Raw genomic sequence first — 24,993 nt, 5'->3', positions numbered from 1 at the left:
ATATTTAGGCAATCACTCTTAAAAGAAATAAAAATATTGAGTTATAAGTTGTAATGATTTCTAGGGTTTTATTTAATAACTGAAATTCCACCCATATAATTAATAAGAGCATCAGGAACCATGATAGATCCATCTTCTTGCTGGTAGTTTTCAATAACTGCTAAAAGTGTTCTACCAACTGCTAAACCAGAACCATTTAGTGTATGAACAAGTTCAGGTTTTTTCATGCTTGGATTTTTATGTCGAGCTTTCATACGGCGTGCTTGGAAGTCACCACACCAACTACACGAAGATATTTCTCTATAAGTGTTTTGTGATGGTAGCCAAACTTCTAAGTCATAAGTTTTTTTAGCACTAAAACCCATATCACCAGCACATAGCTTCATCACTCTATATGGTAGGTTAAGCTTTTGTAAGACTTTTTCAGCATGCGATGTGAGCAATTCTAGAGATTCTTCACCTTTATCTGCTGTAGTGATATGTACTAATTCAACTTTTTCAAATTGATGTTGGCGAATCATACCCTTAGTATCACGTCCATAAGAGCCAGCCTCACTTCTAAAGCAAGGCGTATGCGCTGTATAGTATCTAGGTAAAGATCCTGTATCTAAAATTTCATCCCTTACTAGATTAGTGACCGGGACCTCTGCTGTAGGTATTAAGCTATATGCAAAATCTCCCTCAAGCTTAAAAAGATCAGCAGCAAATTTTGGTAACTGTCCAGTACCGTATAAACTATCATTATTAACTAGATATGGCACATATAACTCTTCATAACCATGTTTTTCTGTATGCATATCAAGCATAAACTGTGATAAAGCACGATGTAGTTTAGCAATCTTATTTTTCAGCACCATAAAGCGACTGCCAGTAATTTTAGCTGCAGCTTTAAAATCAATCATCTTAAGGATTTCACCAATATCAGCATGATCTTTTGCTGGAGCTTCTGGATGAAACTCACGTGGTGTTCCCCATCTTCTTATTTCTATATTATCATTCTCATCTTTGCCAACTGGTACATCATCAGCAGGGAGATTTGGCATTGATAGTAGCATTTGATTTATAGAATCTTGTAGTTCTTTAAGTTCTTTTTCAATAGCCTTTAGTTCTTCATTAATTTGATTAACTTTAGCAAATATATTACTAGTGTCTTCACCTTTAGCTTTTCTTTGACCTATTTCTTTTGAAATAGTATTACGCTGAGACTGAAGTTCTTGAGTCCTTTCTTGAAACTGTTTTCTTTTTAGCTCTTGGGCTTCAAATTCAGCTATATCAAACTGATAACCTCTAGTTGCAAGCTTTTTGGCAACTTGTTGTAAATTATCCTTAATATATTTAGCATCAAGCATTTTATCTAAAATCCTTATTTTTCAAAGTTAAAAATAGTTTTGCCAGTCATTTCTTTAGGTTGGGCTATACCCATGACATTAAGTATGGTTGGTGCAATATCAGAGAGCTTGCCATTTTCTAAAGCAACTTGAGCTTTTTTATGTCCAACATATACAAATGGTACAAGGTTTGTTGTATGGGCTGTATGAGGCTTTTGTGTTTCTGGATTAACCATCATATCAGCATTACCATGATCCGCTGTAATAAACATATTACCATCATGCTCAAGTATAGCATCCTTTAATCTAGCGAGACACTTATCAAGATATTCAATTGCCTGCATAGCAGCTTCGTAATTGCCTGTATGACCAACCATATCTGAATTAGCATAGTTGCATACTATACAGTCATATTTACCACTATTAATAGCAGCAACTAATTTATCAGTAACTTCTGGAGCTGACATTTCTGGTTGTAAATCATAAGTAGCAACTTTTGGTGATGGAATAAGTATTCTATCTTCACCTTCGAATTGTTCTTCCCTACCACCATTAAAAAAGAATGTTACATGCGGATATTTTTCAGTTTCAGCTATTCTTAGCTGGGTTCTATGATTTTTCATTAGCACTTCACCTAGGGTATTTACAGGTTGTTCAGTTGGGAATGCTACGGTACATTTAAGTTTAGAATCATATTCTGTAAGTGTAGTGAAGTTTATATTTAAATGTTTTTTCCTTGGAAAAAGATCAAAAATTTCATCTGTAAAAGCATGCGAAATTTCTCTAGCTCTATCTGCTCTAAAGTTCATAAAGATAATACTATCATTATCTTGGACTTTTATAAGGTTTCCAGCTTTTTTAATACAAGTAGGTATCACAAATTCATCAGATTGATCGCGAGCATATGACTGCTCTAGTGCTTCTAGTGCTGAATCATAGATAAATTCAGCTTCAGCATTAGCGATAGCATTATAAGCTTTCTCTACTCTATCCCAGCGATTATCTCTATCCATTGCATAATATCTACCGCAAACACTAGCAATATACCCAAGGTTTAAATCTTGTAATAATTTATCTGCTTTTTTAATTGATTTTTCTGCTGAGCGTGGTGGGGTATCTCTACCATCTAAAAATGCGTGTAAATATACTCTTTTGATGCCTTTTTGTTTAGCGATTTTTATCATTTCAAAAATATGCTCTTCATGCGAGTGAACACCACCTGGTGAAAGTAAGCCGATTAGATGCAAGTTAGAGTTATTTTTGATAACATTGTCAATAGCTGCACAGATAGCTTTATTTTTGCCAAAAGTTTTTGCTTCGATAGCTTTATCAATTTTTGTTAATTCTTGATAGACTACTCTACCACAACCTATATTTACATGACCAACCTCAGAGTTACCCATTTGACCTCTAGGTAAGCCTACTTCTAAACTAGAAGCATTAATAAGTGTTTTAGGGAATTCTTGCCAAATACTATCCCAAGTTGGAGTGTCGGCGTTTTTGATAGCGTTAAAATAGTCACTATCACTATAACCCCAACCATCTAGGATTACTAAAAGAGTAGTTTTTTTCATAATTATCCTCAAAAACTTTTAACTTTTGAAATTATTTTTTCATACGCAAACATAATTATAGCTTTATATTTAGGATTTGTCTGCTGTGATACAGGATTTTAAAGTGCTTTTGAAGCTTTTATATCTTAGTATTTCTTATTCATTATTTATGTAAAGTTGTTTTTCTTATATAATTTATTTAGTTTTTGTCCAATTTATTAGGATATTTTTTTCTATGAAAAAGAATAAGTTACCTGTACTTGATAAAACAAATACTCTAAATGCATTAATTAATACATTTGCTGAAGAGCTAAGAAGTAAGGGTTTTGAGGGCGATATTCATGCTGACTATGCTTCAAGGATATCTTCTTCTATGGATAATAGTGTATATTTTGTCGTTCCCGAGCTAGTTGTATTTCCCTATGGTAAAGATGATGTAAATAGGATTTTTGCCTTAGCAAGTAAGCAAGAATACCGTGAAGTTAAATTCTCACCTCGTGGGGGTGGTACAGGTACAGCAGGGCATTCATTATGTGCTGGAGTGATTGTTGATACAAGCCGTTATATGAATAATATCCTCGAGATAGATTTTGAAAATGAGTTTGTTAGAGTTGAGCCTGGAGTTGTTTTGGATCAGCTTAATGATAGTTTAGCTGATTCGGAATACTTCTTTGCTCCTAATCTTTCTCCAAGTAATCGAGCAACTTTAGGTGGTATGGTTAATACTGATGCTTGTGGTAAAGGTTCGAGAATTTATGGTCGTACCAGTGCGCATATCTTAGAGCTTGAATGTACTTTGGTAAATGGTCAGAAACTTACGACAAAAAAAATTAGCTTAAAAGATATCGATGAAGAGAGTCTAAGTGATGTTAAGAAAAATATTTATGCTACAGTTGTTGAGCAAATAATTGATAAATACGAACTAATACAACAAAAATTTCCTCAGTTAAGTCGTTATTTAACTGGGTATAACTTAGCTAAAACATATGATAAAGATGATAAGACAGTTAATCTTAGTTATTTAGTTGCAGGTTCTGAAGGAACTCTTGCTTTTGTCACAGAACTAAAACTAAAACTAACTAAAAAACCGCAATACAAAGCGCTGTTTGCAATTTCATACAGTAGTTTTAATTTAGCATTACAGGCGGCGAGAGATTTATTGACTTCTAACCCTTCTGCAATTGAAACGGTTGATAATAACATCATTGAAATTGCTAAAGGTGATGAAGTCTATCATAAGATAAAGTACATGCTTGAGAAAGGTAGTTCAATTAATATTGCAGCAGTGAATTTTGTCGAATTTATTGCAGATACTCAACATGATCTTGATAATAAAACATCACGATTAGAGAAGCAATTGTTGGAAAAACAAGATGTATTTCATTTTACAGAAAGCCAAGAAGATATGGATAATCTTTGGGAATTGCGTAAAAAAGGAGTTGGCCTATTAGGTGCTATGAAAGGTGAGCGTAAGCCAGTTCCATTTATAGAAGACACAACTGTTGCTCCAGCAATGCTTGCTGATTATATAAAAGAACTAACAGCATTATTAGATTCGTATGATGTCAAATATGGAATGTTTGGTCATGTTGATGTAGGTTGCTTACATGTCCGACCTGCATTAGATATGAGCTCTCCTGAGGATTCACAAAAGATCAAGCAAATAACTAAAAAAGTCAGTGAATTAGTTAAGAAGTATGGTGGTGTACTTTGTGGTGAGCATGGTCATGGTTATAGAAGCGAATATCTCAAAGATTTTTTTGGTGATGAGCTATATGAATCTTTAGGGCACATTAAAAAAGCCTTTGATCCATACAATCAATTAAATCCAGGTAAGATTACAGTTCCTAATGGTAGTGGTGATAAGCTTGTCAAAGTTGATGGACCATTTAGAGGCTACATTGATGAACAAGTTCCCAAACCAATGCGTCAGCAATTCTCTGGAGCATACAACTGTAACGGTAATTCACAATGCTTAAACTATAATCTAGATACGATTATATGCCCATCTGCTAAATCTAGTAGAAACTGGTTATACTCACCAAAAGGAAGATCAGCAGTGTTACGTGATTGGTTAAATCAACTTTCTGTAGTAGGATATTCAACAGTTGATGAAGTTATTAATACAGGCTTTGATAAACCAGAGGATTTCTTAGATGATTTTTCTCATCAAGTTTATGATTCATTAGATAAGTGTCTTGGCTGTAAGGCTTGTATTACAGGTTGCCCTATAAAGGTTGATATTCCGACAATGAAATCGCAGTTTTTATATCACTATCATTCCAAGTACAAAAGACCAGGCTTAGATTATTTTGTCAAGTATAGTGAAGCTATATTGAGAGTTAATCTATATATGCCAAAAATCTTTAATGATATTTTTAATACCCAATTTGTCAGAGCTGGTTTAGCTAATACCGCAGGATTTGCAGATACACCACTTATTAGCTCGTTAAATTTAAGAGCACAATTAAAACAAAGAGCTGCTCCTGAATTTAATTTAGAAAAAATGAAAAAATTATCGCCAGAACAAAAGAAAAAAACAGTTTGTATTGTCCAAGACGTTTTTACATCTTTGTATGATACTCATATTGTTTTGACATTGTATGATTTCTTAACTGCTCTAGGTTTTCAAGTTTACTTTGCACCATTTAAGATAAATGGTAAACCAGCACATGTTAAAGGCTTTCTTAAATACTTTAAAAAACAAGCTTTAAAAGCTACAAAATTATATAACCAAATTGCTGCAACAAAAATTGAAATGATAGGTGTTGATCCAGCGATGACTTTGGTTTATCGAGATGAGTATCAAAAAATTTGTGGCGATCAGGTAAGATTCAAAGTTAAATTAATTCAAGAGTGGCTTGTTACAAAATTAGATACTTTGCCAATAATGCAAAGTATGCTTGATAAAGAATTTAGTCTTTTTAATCATTGTACTGAGAAATCGTTATCAGCTATTTCTATAGTGCAGTGGCAAAAGATTTTTAAACATTTTGGTGTCAAAACAAAAGTTGCAAAAGTTGGTTGTTGTGGTATGTCTGGAAGTTTTGGCCATGAAACTAAGCATATAGAAATGGCAAAACATATATATAAATTAAGCTGGGAAGATAAAATTCAAGAGTGTGGTATAAGGTCAGCTATTGCTACAGGTTTCTCATGTAGATGTCAAGTAAAAAGGATGGAAGGCCATACAATTAAGCATCCAGTAGAAATTTTAGAGTTAAACCGAAAAAAACAACAAAAAGTGTTGACACTAAGAATAGGATAAGTATAATTATCAACATTCACCGGGTTGTTAGCTCAGTCGGTAGAGCAGCTGGCTTTTAACCAGTTGGTCACAGGTTCGAATCCTGTACAACCCACCACACTCATTTCTCATACTGTTTCATGCGATATCACAAAGCTAATAATAACAATGGTTTGAGATATCTTCATTGTATCAAACTGTATCATTTAGGTTTATTTAAGGCTGTTGATTTAATACGAAAAAGGTTATTGAGCTTGTCGAAATGACTTTTTCAATCTAAGTAAAATAAGGCTTTGACTTACGCTTAGCCAACTTATTTCTATTAAAACAATGATTAAATCAATAGTCTTTTAAAGTCGGTCATGATATGCCACAGTGACGACAAATATAGCCTGCATTATTCATTTCTTCATACAATTTAACCCACAGGATAATTTGGCTTTGATTTCAGGTTCCATAACAAGCTAATTTTAGCACTTATTATTGAAACTATCTCTATGAATCTTGCACATTATATATCAATGCTTTAGAAGAAAAGTTTGAACCCTGTACAACTTATAGAGAGAATATATATGGTAATAATTCTTTAGTATTAGTATATAATCTATCAGACTCATTTATATTAGTTAAAAGTATTGGGCAATCAAGATTTAGATGTTCAGACATTATTTGGCGACATGCACCACATGGAGATATTGCCTTTTCTGTATCTGCAACTACAGCTATCTTGATGATGTCATCCTTACGATAGCCCTGGCTATAAGCATAAAATATAACATTTCTTTCTGCACAAACAGATAAGCCTAGAATCGAGGTTTCTACATTTGAACTACTAATTATTTTACCATCTTTCATAAGAAGTGCAGCACCAACTTTAAAACCAGAAAATGGCGCATATGCATTATTAAAAGCTTTTTTGGCACATTCTATAAGCTGCTGATCTTGTTTTTGTGTCATTTTGAACTTTTTAGTTTAAAAGGTTTGTAATTTTTATTTTATATCTTTTATCTAAATGAAAAAACTATTTTTAATAGAATGTTTGATTATCATCATGTTATTATTCATACTCACATCATATTTACTTTTATTATCGCTATATTTCAGCACTATTTATCATATTTTCACCTAGAGTGTTATATGATAAAGGATATCAGTTTAAGTAAAGCGTTTATTAGATATATTTTATATTATTCGTCTATTCAAAAATAAAGATTATTAGCTATGTCTGGTTAATTCTTCCCTTAATAATATTTTAAATAGAATATCTCGAGTATTTTTTTTATAATTGTCACAAAAAATAATTTATAAAGCATGACAAAACAACAATATGCAGATTTTGCAACTATCGAAAATTTCCTATTGTGTGAAACTCCAAAACAATGGATACAAAAGGCTTTGACAGATATCGAGCTGATGCTCATAGATCATGCGCATTGTGAAATGAAAGCAGCATCTTCGGCAATGACATATATTTATAGACATCCAAATAAGTATGATTTGGTTAGTAGGATGTCAAAAATAGCTAGAGAAGAATTAGTCCATTTTGAACAGGTAATGCGTATTTTAAAAAAACGCACTATACAATATAGAGCCATACCTGCTTCAAGGTATGCTAGCCAATTAATTAAAGCTGCTAGAACAGATAAAGAAGGGCGCTTTATAGATGCTTTGATAATAGGAGCATATATTGAGGCTCGTTCTTGTGAAAGATTTGCAAAAATAGCGCCATTTTTAGATGAGGAATTACAAAAATTTTACAATGGCCTATTAGAATCTGAAAAAAGGCATTTTACGATATATCTTCACTTTGCTGAGAAATACTCATCGGTAGATATTGGTAATCATATAGCAAGAATAGGTGAGATAGAAAAAGAACTTATATTATCACCTGATAGTGATTTTCGTTTTCACAGTGGCATTTAAAACTTTTAAATCTTTCTCGTTGGTTAGGCTTTTTAGTATATATGCTGCATCTACATTAGATAATCGGTAACTTCCATTTATGAATTATTGACATAATTCTTACTGTTAAGCCAATACCTATTATTATTGTAGCGCTTATATACAAATTTACATTTAGATATATAAAAATAATATTCATGCCACCAACTATTGCAGCTACAGAAGCATATAATTCTGATTTAAAGGCAACTGGGATATCATTACAAATCATATCGCGCATTATCCCACCAGCAACACCGTTAATTATTGCTATGACAATACCAACTATTAAGACACTTAAAAATTGCATATGAAAAACTTGTGTGCAAATTTGATGAGCTATACTACTACCAATATATGCAAAAGCAATTAGACCAATTGAGTCAAGAATCAAAAATACCTTATAAAACTTATTAATATATTTTTGGGTAAAAATAGCTATAATTGAGAAAGATAAGCATATCACGATATAGTGTGGATGAAGTACAATAGTTACTGGTAGGTTGCCTAATAAAACATCTCTAACAACACCACCACCTAAAGCTGTTGTCAATGCAATTGCAACAACTCCAAAGGCATCCATATTTCTTCGAGATGATGATATAACTCCAGTCATACTCTCAGCAATTATGCCTAAGAGGAACATAATTGAAAAAATAAAAGGCCCAGAGATACCCACGTGATACATACTTATTTCCGACAAGCTCAATTTGGCTATATTTTAGAGATTATTTTTAGAATTTAAATCATTTTTGCTATTAATTTTGCTGAAATATTTGCATTGTTTTTCTCTTTCAAAATATCAAAGCCTTCAAGACTATATGCAGCTGTTTTTTCAGTCTCAATATATATTAATGTTTGATTTGGAATAAAAGCATTTTCTAATATTGATTTTAATGCTAGTGGGATAATATTTTTACTAAATGGTGGGTCTAAAAAGATGATTAAACGAGAATTTGAAATATTTAGATTAGCAAGAGCTTTTATGCTATCTCTTTTATATATTTCAAAATTTTCTATACCGAGAGTTTTAAGATTTTCTTTAACCTGCATTAATGCTTTAAAATTAAGTTCATAAAATATTGCTTTAGCAGCACCACGCGAGATGCTCTCTATCCCTAAGCTACCGCTACCAGCAAAAGCATCAATACAAATACTATCATGGAGAAAGGGGTTTAACCAATTAAAGATGGTTTCTTTGAGTTGATCTGATGTTGGACGTAAACCATTAATATTTGGGAATTTTAACTTACGGTTTTTATATTTACCAGAAATCACACGAATAGAATTTGTTTTCACTTATTCGACATCTCCGACCATTACAGTTATAACTTTATTGACTTGGATTGTTAAGAAAGCCTGATGTATCTCTTCAGCTGTGACATTACAGATATTATCAACATAGCTGTCAAAGAAATCTAGAGGTAGATTCTTGTTTGCTATAGATGAGAGCATATTTAGTTTAGAGCTATTTTTGACACAGCTAAGTAAATGAGTGCCTTCGATGTGTTTTTTAGAGTTTGCCAGATTTTGTTTATCTACCATAGTGCTAATAAAAACATTGTAAACATCGTTTATGGTTGCTAAAGCTAGAGAAGGATTGCTAGTTTGTGCAGATATTACAAAGCTACCGTAATCTGGATTGATGTTTACATTACTAGCAATATTATAAACTAAACCGAGCTCTTCACGAACTTTATTAAAAAGTAAAGAGTTAAGACCTTCACCACCAAATATTTCATTACCAAGCTTTAGTGGAAAATATAATGGATCATCAATATTAATAAGTAGTTGATGTCCTAATAAAATGGCTGTTTGTTTACTTGGGAAGCTTTTTTTTATGGTCAATGACTCATTTGTTTGTTGAGTAAATTTTTGGGTATTTTGTTGACCTTTTGCCAAAAAGCTTACTAGCTGCTTAGAGATATTTTCTGCTTGAGTTTGGTTTATTGCACCAACAAGACAAATATTTGCATTATTAGCACAAATATATCTGTTAAAAAATTCTTCGATATCTTTGGTGTGTATATTGCTAATAGTTTCTTTATAACCAATAGTAGGGTAACTATAGGGGTTGTTGCTAAAGAGATTTTTTGAAAATTCCAGTGATGCTAAGTAATTAGGTTGTTGGTTTAAATAATCAATATGTGTTAGCGTTTGGATTCTTTCTCTTTCTAAAATATTAGATTCGAAACTTGGTGATGTAAAAATCTCTTCTAATATCTTAAGAGTATTGTCAATAATACTACTATCGTTAAGAAGACGGATTTTAATATTAAAAAATTCTTTAGTAGTTTCTGCGTGAATCGATATTCCATTATCTGTGATTTTATTTATCAGCTCTTGCTCACTTGAATTTTGTGTCTTTGTCGCAAACATACCTACGGCTAAATCAGCTAAACCATTTAGCTTACCATCAAAAGCTGAGCCAGCTCTGAAATTAAGCTGAATATCTATCATTGGTAAGTTGTGCGATTCTTGGAAATATATTGGCGTGTTATCAATATTAAATTTATCGATCATCGTTTTTAATCCCTTAATAAATGTAGAGATGCAAGATTTTGTTTATCAAAATATTTATCAAGTACACGATTAACATCACTAACCGTTACATCATAAAGTTTCTCAAGGTATTTATAATAGTCAACATCTAGGTTGATACTAGCTAAAGAACCGATCAGATTTGCTTGAGTTTCTAGAGAATCCAAAGCAAATACTTTATCAGCTTTAATAGTTACTTTTGCTCGATTTAGTTGCTCTATGGTAATACCGTTGCTTTTAAGGTTAGTTATAATGCTTTGTATTTTGTCTTGAATGTTATCTAGGTCTTGAGCGTGATTTGCTATAGCTGTAATTGTAAAAATATCTTCGCCCTTTATGAAAGGTGAATACTCACTATCGATATGACAACATAGGTTTTCTTCTCTTACTAATTGTTGCTGCAGTATTGACGCATCAGTATTGCCAAGAACATTATTCAAAACTAGTAGAGCAAACGGGTCATTATTTTGATAATCTGTCGTTAAAGAAGGTGTAATATATCCTAATATTATTGCAACAGTATCATTCGGTGGTTTTTTTATTTTTAAGTGTCTATAGCCAATATTAACTAAGCTAGACTCTTTTTTTGTAGCTATTAGTTGAGTTTTTGGGATGCTAACAAAATAATCCTTAGCCATTGACAGTGCTGAAGCTGTATCAATATCTCCAACTAAAACAATACTTGCGTTATTTGGCGCATAATTTTGTTGATACCATTTTTTGAGATTATCAAGAGTATAGTTTTCAATATCCTCACGCCAGCCGATAACAGGAGTATGGCGCGAGTTTTTTTGATATGCAAGCTGCATAAATTGCTCAAAAGCATAACTAAAAGCTTTATCTTCAACGCGTAAGTTTCTTTCTTCTAAAACGACTTTTTTTTCAGGAATAAACTCATTCTCATCAAATAATAAATTAGTCATTCGCGATGATTCTATAGATAAGCTTAATTCAAGATTTTTCTTATGCCAAAATTGGTAATATGCAGTGTAATCAAAACTTGTGAATGCGTTTTGAATACCACCATTATTTTCAACTATGCTATTTAAGTCATCTTTTGAATATTTATCAGTACCTTTAAACATCATATGTTCAAGCATGTGAGATATACCAGTAAGCTTTTCAGGTTCGTATGTTGAGCCAACTTTGTACCATATTTGTGCTAAAACTACAGGTGCTCGTATATCTTTTTTTATATAGATGTCTAAGTTATTATTTAGGGAATACTTTTCGATACTCATATTATTTTATGTTTCTTTTGATTTTATAAATAAATATATTAACAATATTAGCGCTATAACAGTTGGGCCTGCAGCACCAAGTATTGGTGGTAAATGTAAAATTAATGCAATTGGACCAAATATTTGGTTTATGATAAAAAATGCAAAACCAAAGAATGCTCCAAGTAAAAGCTTAAGTATCAGTGTTGATGACCTTGTGGAACCAATACTAAGAGGTACAGCAAGTAAGATTAGTATCATCAAAGTTAATGGCTGAAAAACTTCTTGCCAAAACTTTAAAGATATAGAATCTTTAGCTTGGCTATCTGAAAGCATATAGCTAGTAAGTTGAGAGAAATTTAGATAATCATTATTGTTTATAGTGATGACTTTAGCTACTGAAATAGGTATTGGGTTTAACCATATAGCGTTAGTCATATTTGTGACTATACCAATGTGCTTTTGACCATCTTTAGAAGGAAAGATGATTTTTCTTATATTAAAAACATTAGCTGAAGCATCATTAATATAAGTTGCACTTTCTGCATAACGGATTTCTCTAATTTTATTATCTTGTAAGATAAATTTCCTAATTCCATAGGCTTTACCCTCAATAGGATCTATATTTGCGATATTCATAAAACCATTAGAAGTTTTCAGCCATAAGTCATGAGTATTATATGTAACCATATTGGTATCTGCTTGGCGCTGTAAAATTGGGGCTATATAACCACCAAAAATTATAGTTGTTACAGAACCGATGATGCCAACTAAAACTACACCTTTAGCAATTTGTGTTGTAGAACGACCAAAAGATCTAAGTACGATGATCTCTGAATTATTTGCAAGCAGACTTAAACCCATAAGTGCACCAACCATCGCACATGCAGGTAGCAGAGTATATAATATCCCAGGAAGTTGGATTAATGTATTTAGTATAAGCTCAAAATTACTGGCATTACCATTGTTGTTACTTACTTGAGCTAAGTATGTAAAGATAAAAAATAAAATACAGAAAATTATAGTAACTATGAGAAAGCTGCTAAATACGGTCTTAAAAATATAGCGATCGATGCGATTTAGTAACATTACTTTTCCTTCTTAGAAGATCCGTTGTCTTTTCTAATTGTTCTAACAGCAAAAATTGTAAAAAAGATATGAGGTAGCCAAAAGCCTATCCATACAGGGATACTACCATTTGCCATAAGAGTATTAATAAACATATTTGCACATAAGTATATAGCTAATACAACCACTGATGGTAGAAGCTTGGCATATTTATTTTGTCTTGGACTTAACCGACAAAGAGCAAGGGCTAATAGTGAAGATACTATCACTGATATTGAGTTGTTAATACGCCCAAAAAATTCTGCCTTATATGCGGTACCATTATCTTTATCATCAAATTTTTCAAAAAGTGTATGCATATATAATCTATCTACTCTACTATGATTATAGTCACGATCAGAATTATCAAATATGGTGTATATAGCTTTTTTAGCATTATCATAACTATATTCAGAATTTTGTGAGTTTTTGGTGTAAATATTTACGTTTGTAAAATTTATATAAGCAGCACCTTGATCTGAGACAATTTTTGCTGTTGGTGCAGTCATAACTTTATACTCACCAATTTTTGGAGTATTTTGATATAAAAAAACATTAGACAAGGTATTTCCTGATTTATTGCCTATATAAATGACTTTACGATCAGGAGTTTTAATTATTTTCTTATCAGTTATAGATGATAAAAGAGCTTTAGCAGATAAAGATGCTCTATATATATCTAGAGTTTGGTTTGAAAGCGGGTTTATATACATCACTGTTACAAATGTTATCACGGTTAGCGCAAATACAGGCTTTAGAGTATTTTTAACTATTTGCATCCATGTAACACCACCAGCTAAAGTTACAAACATTTCATTATTAGCAAAGTATTTACCAAAACAAATAACAATAGCTAAAAATATCGCAATAGGAGCGACTAAACTTACATTTCCTGGTATTGTTAGTATAACAAACTTCACGATCGAGTCGATTCCTAAACCTTGTGAATAAGCCTCTTGAAAGAGCCTGATCAGTAAATTCGCAGATACAATAGATATTATAAATAATGTGATAGATGTAAAGGTATTAACTATATCCTTATTGTAGTATTTTTCAAGAATCAAGGTATGCCACTATGTATTTATAATAATTACGCTAATATCAATTTTATATTTTTTATTGGCAAAAGTCAGTAGATAACGTAACTAGCTTTTTAATTTTAATGTGTCAAAATGTTTTTTTTGCTATTATATTTAGAAAATCATTACAAATAGACCAAATGGAGCTTTAATGAAAATAGTTGTAAATAGTCAGTCGACATTAGCTGCTGAACTACTGATAGTTGCTCAAGAAAATCTACAGAAGCTAGTTGAGCAAACAAAGTGCCCAAATTCAAAAGCATTACTAGATAGAAATGTTTTTAAAGCTAAAGCTAGCGAAGTTTTGCCTTTATTGCATGGTGATAAAGTAGTTATTCTCTTAGGTTTAGGTTTAAGACAGGATTTTATTGCTTCAGAGTATGATAAAATTATTGCTAAAGCAACAGAGCAATTCAAAAAGTTAGCTATCAAAGAAGTTTCTGTAAATATTGATTATGCTTTTGAAAATGGTAATGCCAAGCAATTTACTTTAGATACAGTTAGAGCTTTAATATCTGAAACTTATGTTTTTGATCAGTTAAAAACTGCGAAAGAGAACTATTCTTTAGAACAAATCGAACTAGTTTACTCAGGCAAACAAGATATAGAAGACTCAGCAAAAATTGGCTCAGCTATTGCTTGTGGCCAAAACTATGCAAAAGATTTGCAAAATCTTCCAGCAAATATATGTACTACTGACTATATGTTAAATGAAGCAAGGGAACTAACATCTAAGTATACGACATTTAATCTTGATTACCTTGACCAAGATGCCATGGCAGAGTTAGGTATGGGATGTGCTTTAGCTGTGGGTCGTGGTTCTGATATGTCTAATTATACTGTGTGTATGGAGTATAATGGTGGTAATGAAGGAGATGCTCCAATAGTCTTAGTTGGTAAAGGCTTGGTTTTTGACAATGGTGGTATTTGTATCAAACCACCAGCAGGTATGGACTCGATGAAAATGGATATGGGTGGTGCAGCAGCTGTTATGGGTATTATGAAAGCTTTAGCAATGCTGAATCTACCAATAAATGTTGTTGGAGTTATGGGACTCGCTGAAAATGCTGTTGATGCTAGATCTTATCGACCTGGTGATGTACTCAAGAGCATGAAAGGTATCACTGTAGAGGTTAGTAATACAGATGCTGAAGGTAGGCTGGTTTTGTGTGATACGCTCACATACATTGGTAAATATAAGCCCAAAACAGTGATTGATTTAGCAACTTTAACTGGTGCTATGATTATATCTTTAGGAGATGCTTTCTCTGGTATGTTTGCCAATAGTGATAAGTTAGCTAATAGCCTTGAGCAAGCAGCTAATGCTTCTAATGATTTGATTTGGAGATTACCTTTACATAAACCTTATTTTAAAAAATTAGAAAGTAAAGTTGCTGATATAGATAACTGTGGACGCGATAGATCCGCAGGCGCTATAGTTGCTGGATTATTTTTATCAAAATTTACTGAAGATTATGAGTGGGCACATCTTGATATTGCTGGACCTGCAATGGGCGATTTTGCAAACTGTAAAGCTTCAGGTAGGCCAGTTCCATTATTAGTTCATTATCTAATATCTCAAGCAAAGTAATAAATATATAATATTTATCTCTAGCATATTTTCTCTTATATGATAAAATAGTACTGTAATTAAATTCATACTCTTTAGATTTTAATTACGGAGATTAAAAATGTTAAGAATTACTCAACAAGCAATCACTTTTGATGATGTATTGCTTTCGCCACGATATTCAAATGTACTTCCTCATCAAGTCGATTTGAAGACAAACATAACTAGAGATATTCAGTTAAATATTCCTTTAGTGTCTGCGGCAATGGATACTGTTACTGAGTCGCGCCTTGCTATTGCAATAGCTCAAGAGGGTGGTATTGGTATCATTCATAAGAATATGTCTATTCAAGCTCAGGCACAAGAAGTTAAGAAGGTAAAAAGATTTGAAAATGGTATGGTGATTGACCCGATTACCATTAAACAAGAAAGCTCAATTAAAGGGATTATGCAGTTAGCTAAAGAGCATAACTTCTCTGGTTTTCCTGTTGTTGATGATAACAATAAAATCGTAGGTATTGTCACAAGGCGTGATTTTAGATTTGCAAAAGATTTAGATGAACCTGTTAGTTCTATTATGACACCTAGAGAAAAACTTGTAACAGTGTCTGAAGATGCTTCTCAAGGAGCAATCAAGAAGAAACTTCATGAGCATAAGATCGAGAAACTACTTGTAGTTAATGAACAAGGTGAGTTAGTTGGTCTTATTACAACAAAAGATATTGAAAGATCACAAAACAAGCCAAATGCTTGTAAGGACTCACTTGGTCGCTTAAGAGTTGGTGCTGCGGTAGGAACTGCTGCTAATACTAAAGAGCGTGTGGCGGCACTAGTGGTAGAAGGAGTCGATATTCTCGTTGTAGATACTGCTCATGGTCATTCACAAGGCGTGCTTGATACAGTTAAGTGGGTTAAAGAGAATTATCCACATATTCAGGTTATCGGAGGTAATATTGCTACAGCAGAAGCAGCTAAAGACCTTGTCAAAGCTGGCGCTGATGCTGTTAAGGTTGGTATTGGTCCTGGTTCAATCTGTACTACAAGAATTGTTGCAGGTGTTGGGGTGCCACAAATTACTGCGATAGCTAATGTTGCAGAAGCATTGAAAGGAACGGGCGTACCTGTGATAGCAGATGGTGGTATTAGATACTCTGGAGATATTGCAAAAGCTATAGTTGCTGGGGCATCTGTAGTTATGATTGGTGGGCTCTTTGCTGGTACTGAAGAATCACCAGGAGAAGTTGAGCTTTTCCAAGGGCGCTCTTATAAATCATATCGTGGTATGGGATCTCTTGGAGCAATGGAGAAAGGTTCTTCTGATAGATATTTTCAAAGCGAAACTGAAGCGAAAAAGTTTGTTCCAGAAGGTGTTGAAGGCAGAGTACCATATAAAGGCTTATTATCAGCAGTAATTCACCAGCTATTAGGTGGTTTAAAGTCTAGTATGGGTTATACCGGCGCAAAAGATATTCAAACAATGAAAACAGAACCAACATTTGTGCAAATTACTGGTGCTGGATTTAATGAATCACATGTGCATAATGTTACAATCACAAAAGAACCACCTAATTACCAGTCTTAAAACCTCTTAATTATTATTTTAATAAGTTATAATCTATTAATTTTCACTAGTAATTAATAATTTAATGTCTGAAGCAATCCTCTTTTTAAATGGCAAAATTGATTTATCTTTTTGTGAAAAATATATCCAAGAAAACTTTAAAAACCTTGATGTTTTTTGTGCTGATGGTGCTTACCAAAAAGTTAAAAAATCAACCCAATTAAATTCAAAGATAAAAAAAGTAATTGGAGATTTTGACTCATTTTCTATAGTAGAAAGTGATTTGTTTTTAATTGATACTGATCAATATTCTACTGATTTTGAAAAATCTCTTAATTATCTAATCTCTCTTGGGTTTTCAAAAGTTTTTGTATTTGGTGCTTCTGAAGGGGAGATGGATCATTTTTTATGCAATATTAGTACCGCTAAAAAACACAAACAAAAGATAGATATTGAGTTTATAGATATTTATTCAAGGTACTTCTTTATATCTAAAAATTTTGTTGTAACTGGTGTTAATGGTAAGATGTTTTCTGTTATGCCTTTTGGATATGCAGAGAATATATATTATAATGGTTTAAGGTATCCTTTAAGCGGTGAGAGCTTAAGTATAGATACTAGTACAGGTGCAAGAAATTATGCTATACAGGATAAGGTAGAGATATCTTATTCAAGTGGAGATATTTTATTGTTTATATCACATGCAAAATATAAGGATAGATTAAATGCTATTTTGTGACGATTCTAAAAAACAGTTAAAAGAGCAAAATGTAAACTTAAAAAATGAATTTAGCAAAGATGCCAAAAGAGTCGAGAAATTCTCTTTAAAACATCAGAATATATATTTTGATTTTTCTAAAAACCTTATTAATGACTATATTTTAGGATCGCTTTTAGAATCTGCAGAAAAATCTAATCTTAAGGTTAAAATTAAACAGATGTTTAGTGGCGCAAAGATTAATTCTACTGAGCATAGAGCTGTGCTACATACAGCATTGCGTGATTTATCTGATGCACCATTAGTTGTTGATGGACAAGATATTCGTCAGGAAGTAAAAAATGAAAAGCAGCGTGTAAAAGAGCTTATTGAAAAGGTAGTATCTGGTCATTGGCGAGGTTTCTCTGGTAAAAAAATTACTGATGTTGTAAATATTGGTATTGGTGGTTCAGATCTTGGACCTAAAATGGTAGTTCGCGCATTACAACCTTATCATTGCACAGGTTTAAAAGTTCACTTTGTTTCAAATGTTGATGCAGATTCGTTACTGCAAGCGTTACATGTTGTTGATCCTGAAACTACTTTGTTTATCGTAGCTTCAAAGTCATTCTCAACAGAAGAAACTCTCTTAAATTCAATTTCAGCTAGAGAGTGGTTGTTAGATCACTATGAGGATGAAAAAGCTGTAGCTAACCATTTTGTTGCGATATCGAGTAAGTTAGACAAGGTTAAAGAATTTGGTATAGATTTAGAGCATTGCTATAAAATGTGGGACTGGGTTGGTGGTCGCTATTCAGTATGGTCATCAATCGGTATGTCGATAGCTTTTGCTATAGGTTATGATAACTTTGAGAAGCTACTAGCCGGAGCGTATTCAGTAGACAAACATTTCAAAGAACAAAGTTTTGGCAGAAATATTCCCGTGATTATGGCACTATTAGCAAGTTATTATAGTTGTGCTTATAATAGCCAGTCACAAGCTTTACTTCCTTATGATGAAAGACTTTGTTATTTTGTTGATTATCTCCAGCAAGCAGATATGGAGAGTAATGGTAAATCTGTTAACCTTGCTGGAGAAATAGTTGGCTACCAAACCGGAGTTGTACTCTGGGGTGGTGTTGGTACTAATGGTCAGCATGCTTTTCACCAGCTTTTACATCAAGGAAATGTTTTTATACCAGTTGATTTTATTGCTGTTGCAACTAGTCATCATAGTTATGATGATCACCAACAAGCTTTGTTAGCAAATTGTTTTGCGCAGTCGCAGGCACTAATGTTTGGACAATCATATGATATGGTTTATAATGAACTGTTAAAATCTGGTTTAGATGAAGTCCAAGCAAAAGAACTTGCAGCTCATAAGGTTATACCAGGTAACAGACCAAGCACAACAATTTTGCTTGATGAGCTAAGTCCATTTAGCCTTGGTGCATTGATTGCTTTGTATGAGCATAAAATATTTGTTCAAGGTGTGTTGTGGGATATCAATAGCTATGATCAGTGGGGAGTTGAACTTGGTAAGAAACTTGGTAAGAATATATTAAAAGCTATGAATGATGATTTATCTGTTGAATATCAAAATTTAGATGATTCAACTAGACATTTAATAGCGAAGGTAAAAAGTAAATAAATGGTTATAAGCAAAAAGAAAGGCTTTTCTTTAATTGAGACTATGGTTGTTATTGCTATTATGACTATACTCATGATGGCTGCGATCAGCTCATTTACTTTTTACTATAAGACATTTGCTGAAACACGCTTAACTAATTTACAAAAGTTAATAGAATATGGCGTCATTAAAGCTCGTACTGATAGTAAGACTGTTATTGTATGTGCTGCGACACCAGATAGTTTTGATGGAACTGGCAAGTTAGATGAAAATAGTTTTGCATGCGCAAACTCAACTTCATGGGGCGATGATCCTATCGTAGCTTTTGAGAGTGCTGATGGTACTGATATTTATAATAGTGCTGAAGATACAATAATAGCGAATATGCCACAAGGACATGGTGGGCATATTTATATTAATCTGGCAGGAAATCCTGGCTATATCAAAATTAGTCCAAACGGATTTATGGCAACAGGTAATGGCAATATCACATATTGTGATAAATCAAACAAATATCAGGCAGCACTAATTACAAATTTAGTAGGTAGGGTCATTTATACTGATAGTCCTACTAAAGATGGTGGTGGATCATATACTTGCGAATAGTTTTATGTTTTGTTATAAAAGGAGAATTTAATAATGGCAAATGATAGAGTACCTATGACTCCAGCAGGAGAACAGGCTTTAAGAGCTGAGTTGGAAAAGCTAAAAAAAATAGAAAGACCAGCAATTATTGAAGCTATAGCAGAAGCTCGTGATCATGGCGATCTAAAAGAAAATGCTGAATACCACGCCGCTAGGGAGAGACAAGGTATCATCGAGGGTAGAATCAAAGATATTGAATCAAAATTATCCAATGCTCAAGTGATTGATATTACAAAAATTCAAGCAAATGGCATGGTGGTATTTGGAGCTACAGTTACGATTATGAATGTAGATACCGAAGAAGAGACTACTTACCAAATAGTTGGTGAAGATGAAGCTGATATAGATAATCATAAAATATCTGTTGTTGCACCTTTAGCTCGTGCTTTAATAAAAAAAGAAGAAGGTGATGAAGTTACTTTAGATACACCTAAAGGTAAAGTTACATACGAAATCGTAGCTGTAGAATATAAGTAAACTAAAAATCTAATAGATATTTCTTTATAAAAAAATTTTTATGAAAAAAATTATCATCAAGGGTGCAAAAACTCATAATCTAAAAAATATTGATGTTGAAATACCGCGAGATAAGCTAACTGTTATCACAGGATTAAGTGGCTCCGGTAAATCATCATTAGCTTTTGATACTTTATATGCTGAAGGTCAAAGAAGGTATGTTGAGTCGTTATCTTCGTATGCAAGACAGTTTTTATCAATGATGGATAAACCGGATGTTGAGCATATAGAAGGGCTTTCACCTGCAATTTCAATAGATCAAAAAACTACCTCACATAATCCAAGGTCTACAGTTGGGACTGTAACAGAGATATATGATTACCTACGCGTGTTTTTTGCTCGAGCTGGTACACCAAAATGCCCAATACATCAAATAGAGTTGAAAGCTCAAACTATTAGCCAAATGGTTGATAAAATTTTAGAGTTTGATGAAGATTCAAGGTTGATGATATTAGCACCGATTATTTCAGCAAAAAAAGGTACACATCATACTTTACTTGATAAGGTACTAGCACAAGGCTATATCCGTGTACGAATAAATGGTGAGTTTTATAACCTTGATGAAGATTATCCAGAATTAGATCGTTATAAAAAACACAATATTGATGTAGTAATTGATAGATTTAAACCAAAAAAAGATAATGAGCAACGCATTGCTGAATCAATTGAAACGGCTTTAGATCTTGGTAACGGTATTGTCAAACTAGCAGATATGGCTAATCAAACTGGTGATACCTTATTTTCGTCAAAGCATGCTTGCCCATTGTGTGATTTCGCGCTTAAAGAATTATCACCAAGAATTTTCTCTTTTAACAGTCCTTTAGGTGCTTGTAGTAGTTGTGATGGGCTGGGAGTTAAAGAGTTTTTTGATGAGAAAAAGGTCATTATAGATCCTTCAATTTCACTCAAGCATGGTGCTATAGCTAAGTGGAATAAAACCAATCAATACTATTTTTCTCAGTTAGAGTCTCTAGCAGCGCATTACAAATTCTCTCTAGATGAACCATTTGAGAAGCTGCCTAAGAAAATTCAAGAGATAATCTTATACGGTTCTGCTGATGAGGCTATTAGAATGACAGTTGACTCTATAAGAGGAACCAGACAAACACGTATCAAGCCTTTTGAAGGTGTTATACCACATTTTGAACGCAGATATTATGAGTCTGATTCAGATATGGTCAAGAAAGATCTCTATGAACTTATGAGTAATCTTGAATGTAAAACTTGTAATGGTGCGAGAATTAATGAATATGCGCGAAATATATTTATTGCTGATAAAAATATAGCTAATGTTTGTGCTTTGCCTATTGATGAGTTATTAAATTGGCTAGATAGTTTAGAGTTTGTTGGACAACAACAAGTTATCGCAGAAAATTTGCTTAAAGAGATTAAACTAAGAGTAGAGTTCTTGGCAAATGTTGGGCTAGAGTATTTAAACTTAGCAAGACAGGCTGATACTCTTTCAGGCGGCGAGGCTCAGCGTATTCGTCTAGCAAGTCAAATAGGAGCAGGTCTTGTTGGCGTAATGTATATATTAGATGAACCATCTATTGGTCTTCATCAAAGAGATAATCAGCGCTTACTTGATGCCTTGCATAACCTTAAAAACCTTGGTAATACAGTAATTGTTGTTGAGCATGATGAAGATGCAATTCGTCAAGCAGATTATATAATCGATATGGGACCAATGGCGGGGGTGCATGGTGGCGAAGTGGTTGCTACTGGTAGCTATGAAACAATACTCAAGAGCAAAAAATCTTTGACTGCAGATTATTTAAGTGGTCGTAGAAAAATTGAAGTTCCTAAAACTAGACTAAAAGCTAGTAAAAATCGTTATCTAGAAATAAATGGCGCAATCGGTAATAACCTTCAAGGAGATAACCTTAAAATTCCTCTTGGTGCATTGACATGTGTGACAGGCGTTTCAGGATCAGGTAAATCAACGCTTATAAATAGGACATTATATCCTCTAGCATCGCGTTTATTAAATAGAAGTACTCTAGTACCGATGCAGTATAGCTCACACAAAGGATTCAATCACCTTGATAAGGTCATAGATATCGATCAATCACCAATTGGTAGAACTCCACGCTCAAATCCAGCAACTTATACAGGAGTGTTTACACCGATACGCGAACTGTTTGCTGCAACATCAGAAGCTCGAGCTAGAGGATATAGTGCTGGAAGATTTAGTTTTAATGTTCGTGGAGGTAGATGTGAAGCATGTCAAGGTGACGGTGTTATAAAGGTAGAAATGCATTTTCTAGCAGATGTGTATGTTGCTTGTGATGTTTGTGAAGGTAAACGCTATAATCGTGAGACTTTAGCAGTACAATACAAAGGTAAAAACATTTACGAAGTACTAGAAATGACTGTCGAAGAGGCGCTTGAATTTTATGATGCAGTACCAAGCATCAAAAGTAAGCTTGAAGCTTTGATGAATGTTGGTCTGTCATATATTAAGCTAGGTCAAAGTGCAACGACTCTTTCTGGTGGTGAAGCTCAAAGAGTTAAATTAGCAAAAGAACTATCAAAACGCTCAACTGGTAAAACCTTATATATATTAGATGAGCCAACTACTGGTTTACATTTTTATGATATTCATCAACTTTTAAAAGTAATTATGGATCTGCGTGATAGGGGTAATACCGTAGTCATCATTGAGCATAACTTAGATGTGATAAAAATGGCAGATTGGCTTGTTGATCTAGGTCCAGAAGGTGGTAGTAAAGGAGGACAGATAATTTTTGAAGGAACCCCAGAAGATATGGTTAATTATAAAAAGTCATATACTGGTAAGTATCTCAAAGATTTGCTCTAACTAAACTAAGATATTGATACACTATTTAAATTATCAGGCTTATAAAATATTACATAGAACAAAACTACTAATAGCCCAATAGAGTATATAAACTGAACTGCTGCAAAAGCTGAGAATGATATTATTGAATTAAAATCAATATGTCTAATTCCTGAAAAAGTAGCTAAAACTATTCCAGCCCAAGAAATAGCAAATGCGTTGGTAAGTTGAATTATCGAGCTATTTATGACAGTTGCTGCGCTCATATAAGTATCATTTTGTATAGAATTATATATCCCAGCATTACTAATCATCGTGAACATGCCAAAACAAAAACCAAGTATACTGAGTAATATCGCAAAAACTAATAAGTTAAAATGGATAAAAACCCAGCCAATACCTAAATAAGTAGTTGCCATTAAGCATAAACAAATAATGAAAAACTTATAAAAATGTAGTTTAGCTAAGACTCTTTTTACAACTTTTTTAGCTAACCAAGCAGGTATTAGAAAGCACATTAAAGATAAGCCAGATTCAAAAGCACTAAAGCCTTGTTTAGTTTGCAAATATAAGGGGAAAATAAATGACGTCCCCATTATTAAAAGTCTTGAAGCCGAACTAATTATGGTGAAATATCTAAAACAGGAATTGTTAAAAATAGTTAAATTAATAACAGCATTATCTTTCAAACGCAGAGCATGGCGTGTGTATACACTAAAAAGGATAAATGAAAAGATTAGCAGTAACCATTTTATATGAGGAAGGATTTGTGTATCTACCATCAAATCTATAAAGAACATCATTAGTGCAATAGAAGTACCGATAATAATAAAACCTTTTAAATCAAATTTTTGCAATGATGAAGAGGCAATATTAGGTAGATATATGTATATAAAAGTTATAGCTATTACTCCGATCGGGAAATTAATGAAAAAAATCATTCTCCAACCAATATGCGTAGTAATAGCTCCTCCGAATAAAGGTCCAAGCATTGGTCCTAAAGTGGCTATTACAGCAACTATCGACATTGCTGTGATTACATCGTTTTTATAGATTCTAACCATCGCTAGGCGAGCGACAGGTGCTGTAAAGGCACCAAATGCTCCTTGGATAGCTCTAAAGATAACAAGGCTAATAAGATTAGTCGATAGTCCACATGCTATAGATGAGAGCATAAAACCAGTAATTGAGGCTATCAGTAGATTTTTGCTGCCAATTTTATCTGATATCCATCCAGATGCTGGAATGAATAACCCCAAAGCAAGCAGATATACGGTAATTGCTACTTTTAGAGTTATAGCATTTACATGTAAGTCATTAGCTATTTGTGGAAGTGCAGTATTTAAGGCAGAACCATCGATTAGCTCAATAAGCAGAACTAAACCTATTGTATAGGCAATTATTTTGTTTTTATCCATTTTTTGATTTTGATCCAATATAATTTATTTAGAGATAAACAAAATATAGTAGCTAATATAAAGAGTATTATCTTTTATATTACGTTATAATTGTAAGGATATTATACAATTATTTGGCAAAACGACTAGCTAATAAGGAA

Annotated in this window: 18 protein-coding genes, 1 tRNA gene and 1 pseudogene; 10 read left to right on the top strand and 10 right to left on the bottom strand. The window is 33.0% G+C overall.

The window, feature by feature from the left end; translation table 11 throughout:
* Positions 1-68: 68 nt before the first annotated feature.
* The gene (gene serS, locus CGC45_RS05995; protein WP_071629422.1) at positions 69-1,349 is read right to left on the bottom strand and encodes a serine--tRNA ligase; all 1,281 of its coding nucleotides are present in this window, start codon (positions 1,347-1,349) and stop codon (positions 69-71) included.
* Between the two features lie 14 nt (positions 1,350-1,363).
* Positions 1,364-2,902: a 2,3-bisphosphoglycerate-independent phosphoglycerate mutase gene (gene gpmI / locus CGC45_RS05990; RefSeq protein WP_071629421.1), complete on the bottom strand. Its 1,539-nt coding sequence runs from the start codon at positions 2,900-2,902 to the stop codon at positions 1,364-1,366.
* Between the two features lie 214 nt (positions 2,903-3,116).
* On the opposite strand from gpmI, the gene CGC45_RS05985 reads away from it, so the two are divergent.
* Positions 3,117-6,149 carry an FAD-binding and (Fe-S)-binding domain-containing protein gene (locus tag CGC45_RS05985; protein WP_071629420.1) on the top strand — a complete coding sequence of 1,011 codons (3,033 nt, stop codon included), beginning with the start codon at positions 3,117-3,119 and terminating at the stop codon, positions 6,147-6,149.
* A gap of 21 nt (positions 6,150-6,170) precedes the next feature.
* Positions 6,171-6,246: transfer RNA gene (locus CGC45_RS05980), tRNA-Lys, on the top strand.
* 437 nt (positions 6,247-6,683) lie between these two features.
* Here the strand turns inward: CGC45_RS05980 and cdd are convergent.
* Positions 6,684-7,085, bottom strand: a complete 402-nt coding sequence (gene cdd, locus CGC45_RS05975; protein ID WP_071629419.1) for a cytidine deaminase — start codon at positions 7,083-7,085, stop codon at positions 6,684-6,686.
* A 354-nt stretch (positions 7,086-7,439) separates the two neighbouring features.
* Between cdd and CGC45_RS05970 the strand changes: the two genes are divergently transcribed.
* Positions 7,440-8,051: a MiaE family protein gene (locus CGC45_RS05970; protein WP_071629418.1), complete on the top strand. Its 612-nt coding sequence runs from the start codon at positions 7,440-7,442 to the stop codon at positions 8,049-8,051.
* A gap of 55 nt (positions 8,052-8,106) precedes the next feature.
* On the opposite strand, the gene CGC45_RS05965 is transcribed toward CGC45_RS05970, so the two are convergent.
* The 6 genes and pseudogenes from CGC45_RS05965 to lptF form a co-directional block, all read right to left on the bottom strand.
* A complete protein-coding gene (locus CGC45_RS05965) occupies positions 8,107-8,757 on the bottom strand; it encodes a trimeric intracellular cation channel family protein (protein ID WP_071629417.1) in 651 nt (216 codons plus the stop codon).
* A 33-nt stretch (positions 8,758-8,790) separates the two neighbouring features.
* Positions 8,791-9,368: pseudogene (gene rsmD / locus CGC45_RS05960) on the bottom strand (16S rRNA (guanine(966)-N(2))-methyltransferase RsmD).
* A complete protein-coding gene (locus CGC45_RS05955; RefSeq protein ID WP_071629416.1) occupies positions 9,369-10,592 on the bottom strand; it encodes a M16 family metallopeptidase in 1,224 nt (407 codons plus the stop codon).
* Positions 10,593-10,597: 5 nt separating this feature from the next.
* Positions 10,598-11,851, bottom strand: coding sequence for a M16 family metallopeptidase (locus tag CGC45_RS05950; RefSeq protein WP_071629415.1), 1,254 nt, complete (start codon positions 11,849-11,851; stop codon positions 10,598-10,600).
* A gap of 6 nt (positions 11,852-11,857) precedes the next feature.
* The gene (gene lptG / locus CGC45_RS05945) at positions 11,858-12,919 is read right to left on the bottom strand and encodes an LPS export ABC transporter permease LptG (protein ID WP_071629414.1); all 1,062 of its coding nucleotides are present in this window, start codon (positions 12,917-12,919) and stop codon (positions 11,858-11,860) included.
* Complete coding sequence (gene lptF / locus CGC45_RS05940; protein WP_071629413.1) at positions 12,919-14,001, bottom strand: LPS export ABC transporter permease LptF; 1,083 nt, start codon at positions 13,999-14,001, stop codon at positions 12,919-12,921. The genes lptG and lptF overlap by 1 nt, the downstream gene beginning before the upstream one ends.
* Before the next feature lie 166 nt (positions 14,002-14,167).
* Between lptF and CGC45_RS05935 the strand changes: the two genes are divergently transcribed.
* The 7 genes from CGC45_RS05935 to uvrA all read left to right on the top strand — a co-directional run bounded on the left by CGC45_RS05935 (position 14,168) and on the right by uvrA (position 23,456).
* Positions 14,168-15,607 (top strand): leucyl aminopeptidase, encoded by a 1,440-nt coding sequence (locus CGC45_RS05935; protein WP_071629412.1) that lies wholly within the window; start codon positions 14,168-14,170, stop codon positions 15,605-15,607.
* A 100-nt stretch (positions 15,608-15,707) separates the two neighbouring features.
* A complete protein-coding gene (guaB, locus tag CGC45_RS05930; protein ID WP_071629411.1) occupies positions 15,708-17,168 on the top strand; it encodes an IMP dehydrogenase in 1,461 nt (486 codons plus the stop codon).
* Between the two features lie 64 nt (positions 17,169-17,232).
* Positions 17,233-17,886, top strand: coding sequence for a thiamine diphosphokinase (locus CGC45_RS05925; protein ID WP_114702096.1), 654 nt, complete (start codon positions 17,233-17,235; stop codon positions 17,884-17,886).
* Positions 17,873-19,495 carry a glucose-6-phosphate isomerase gene (gene pgi, locus CGC45_RS05920; protein WP_071629409.1) on the top strand — a complete coding sequence of 541 codons (1,623 nt, stop codon included), beginning with the start codon at positions 17,873-17,875 and terminating at the stop codon, positions 19,493-19,495. The genes CGC45_RS05925 and pgi overlap by 14 nt, the downstream gene beginning before the upstream one ends.
* Positions 19,496-20,080 (top strand): pilus assembly FimT family protein, encoded by a 585-nt coding sequence (locus tag CGC45_RS05915; RefSeq protein WP_071629408.1) that lies wholly within the window; start codon positions 19,496-19,498, stop codon positions 20,078-20,080.
* 33 nt (positions 20,081-20,113) lie between these two features.
* On the top strand, positions 20,114-20,596 hold the full coding sequence (greA, locus tag CGC45_RS05910; RefSeq protein ID WP_071629407.1) for a transcription elongation factor GreA: 483 nt from the start codon (positions 20,114-20,116) through the stop codon (positions 20,594-20,596).
* Between the two features lie 40 nt (positions 20,597-20,636).
* Entirely contained in the window at positions 20,637-23,456 is a 2,820-nt protein-coding gene (gene uvrA, locus CGC45_RS05905; RefSeq protein WP_071629406.1) for an excinuclease ABC subunit UvrA, read from the top strand.
* Positions 23,457-23,461: 5 nt separating this feature from the next.
* Here uvrA and CGC45_RS05900 read toward each other — a convergent pair whose 3' ends face one another.
* Positions 23,462-24,853, bottom strand: a complete 1,392-nt coding sequence (locus tag CGC45_RS05900; RefSeq protein ID WP_071629405.1) for an MFS transporter — start codon at positions 24,851-24,853, stop codon at positions 23,462-23,464.
* Positions 24,854-24,993 lie beyond the last annotated feature (140 nt).

The sequence above is a fragment of the Francisella opportunistica genome (assembly GCF_003347135.1).
In the GTDB taxonomy this organism is placed as follows: Bacteria; Pseudomonadota; Gammaproteobacteria; order Francisellales; family Francisellaceae; genus Francisella; species Francisella opportunistica.
Note: the sequence above shows the minus strand (reverse complement) of the source record. Positions and strands in the feature narration are given on the sequence as shown.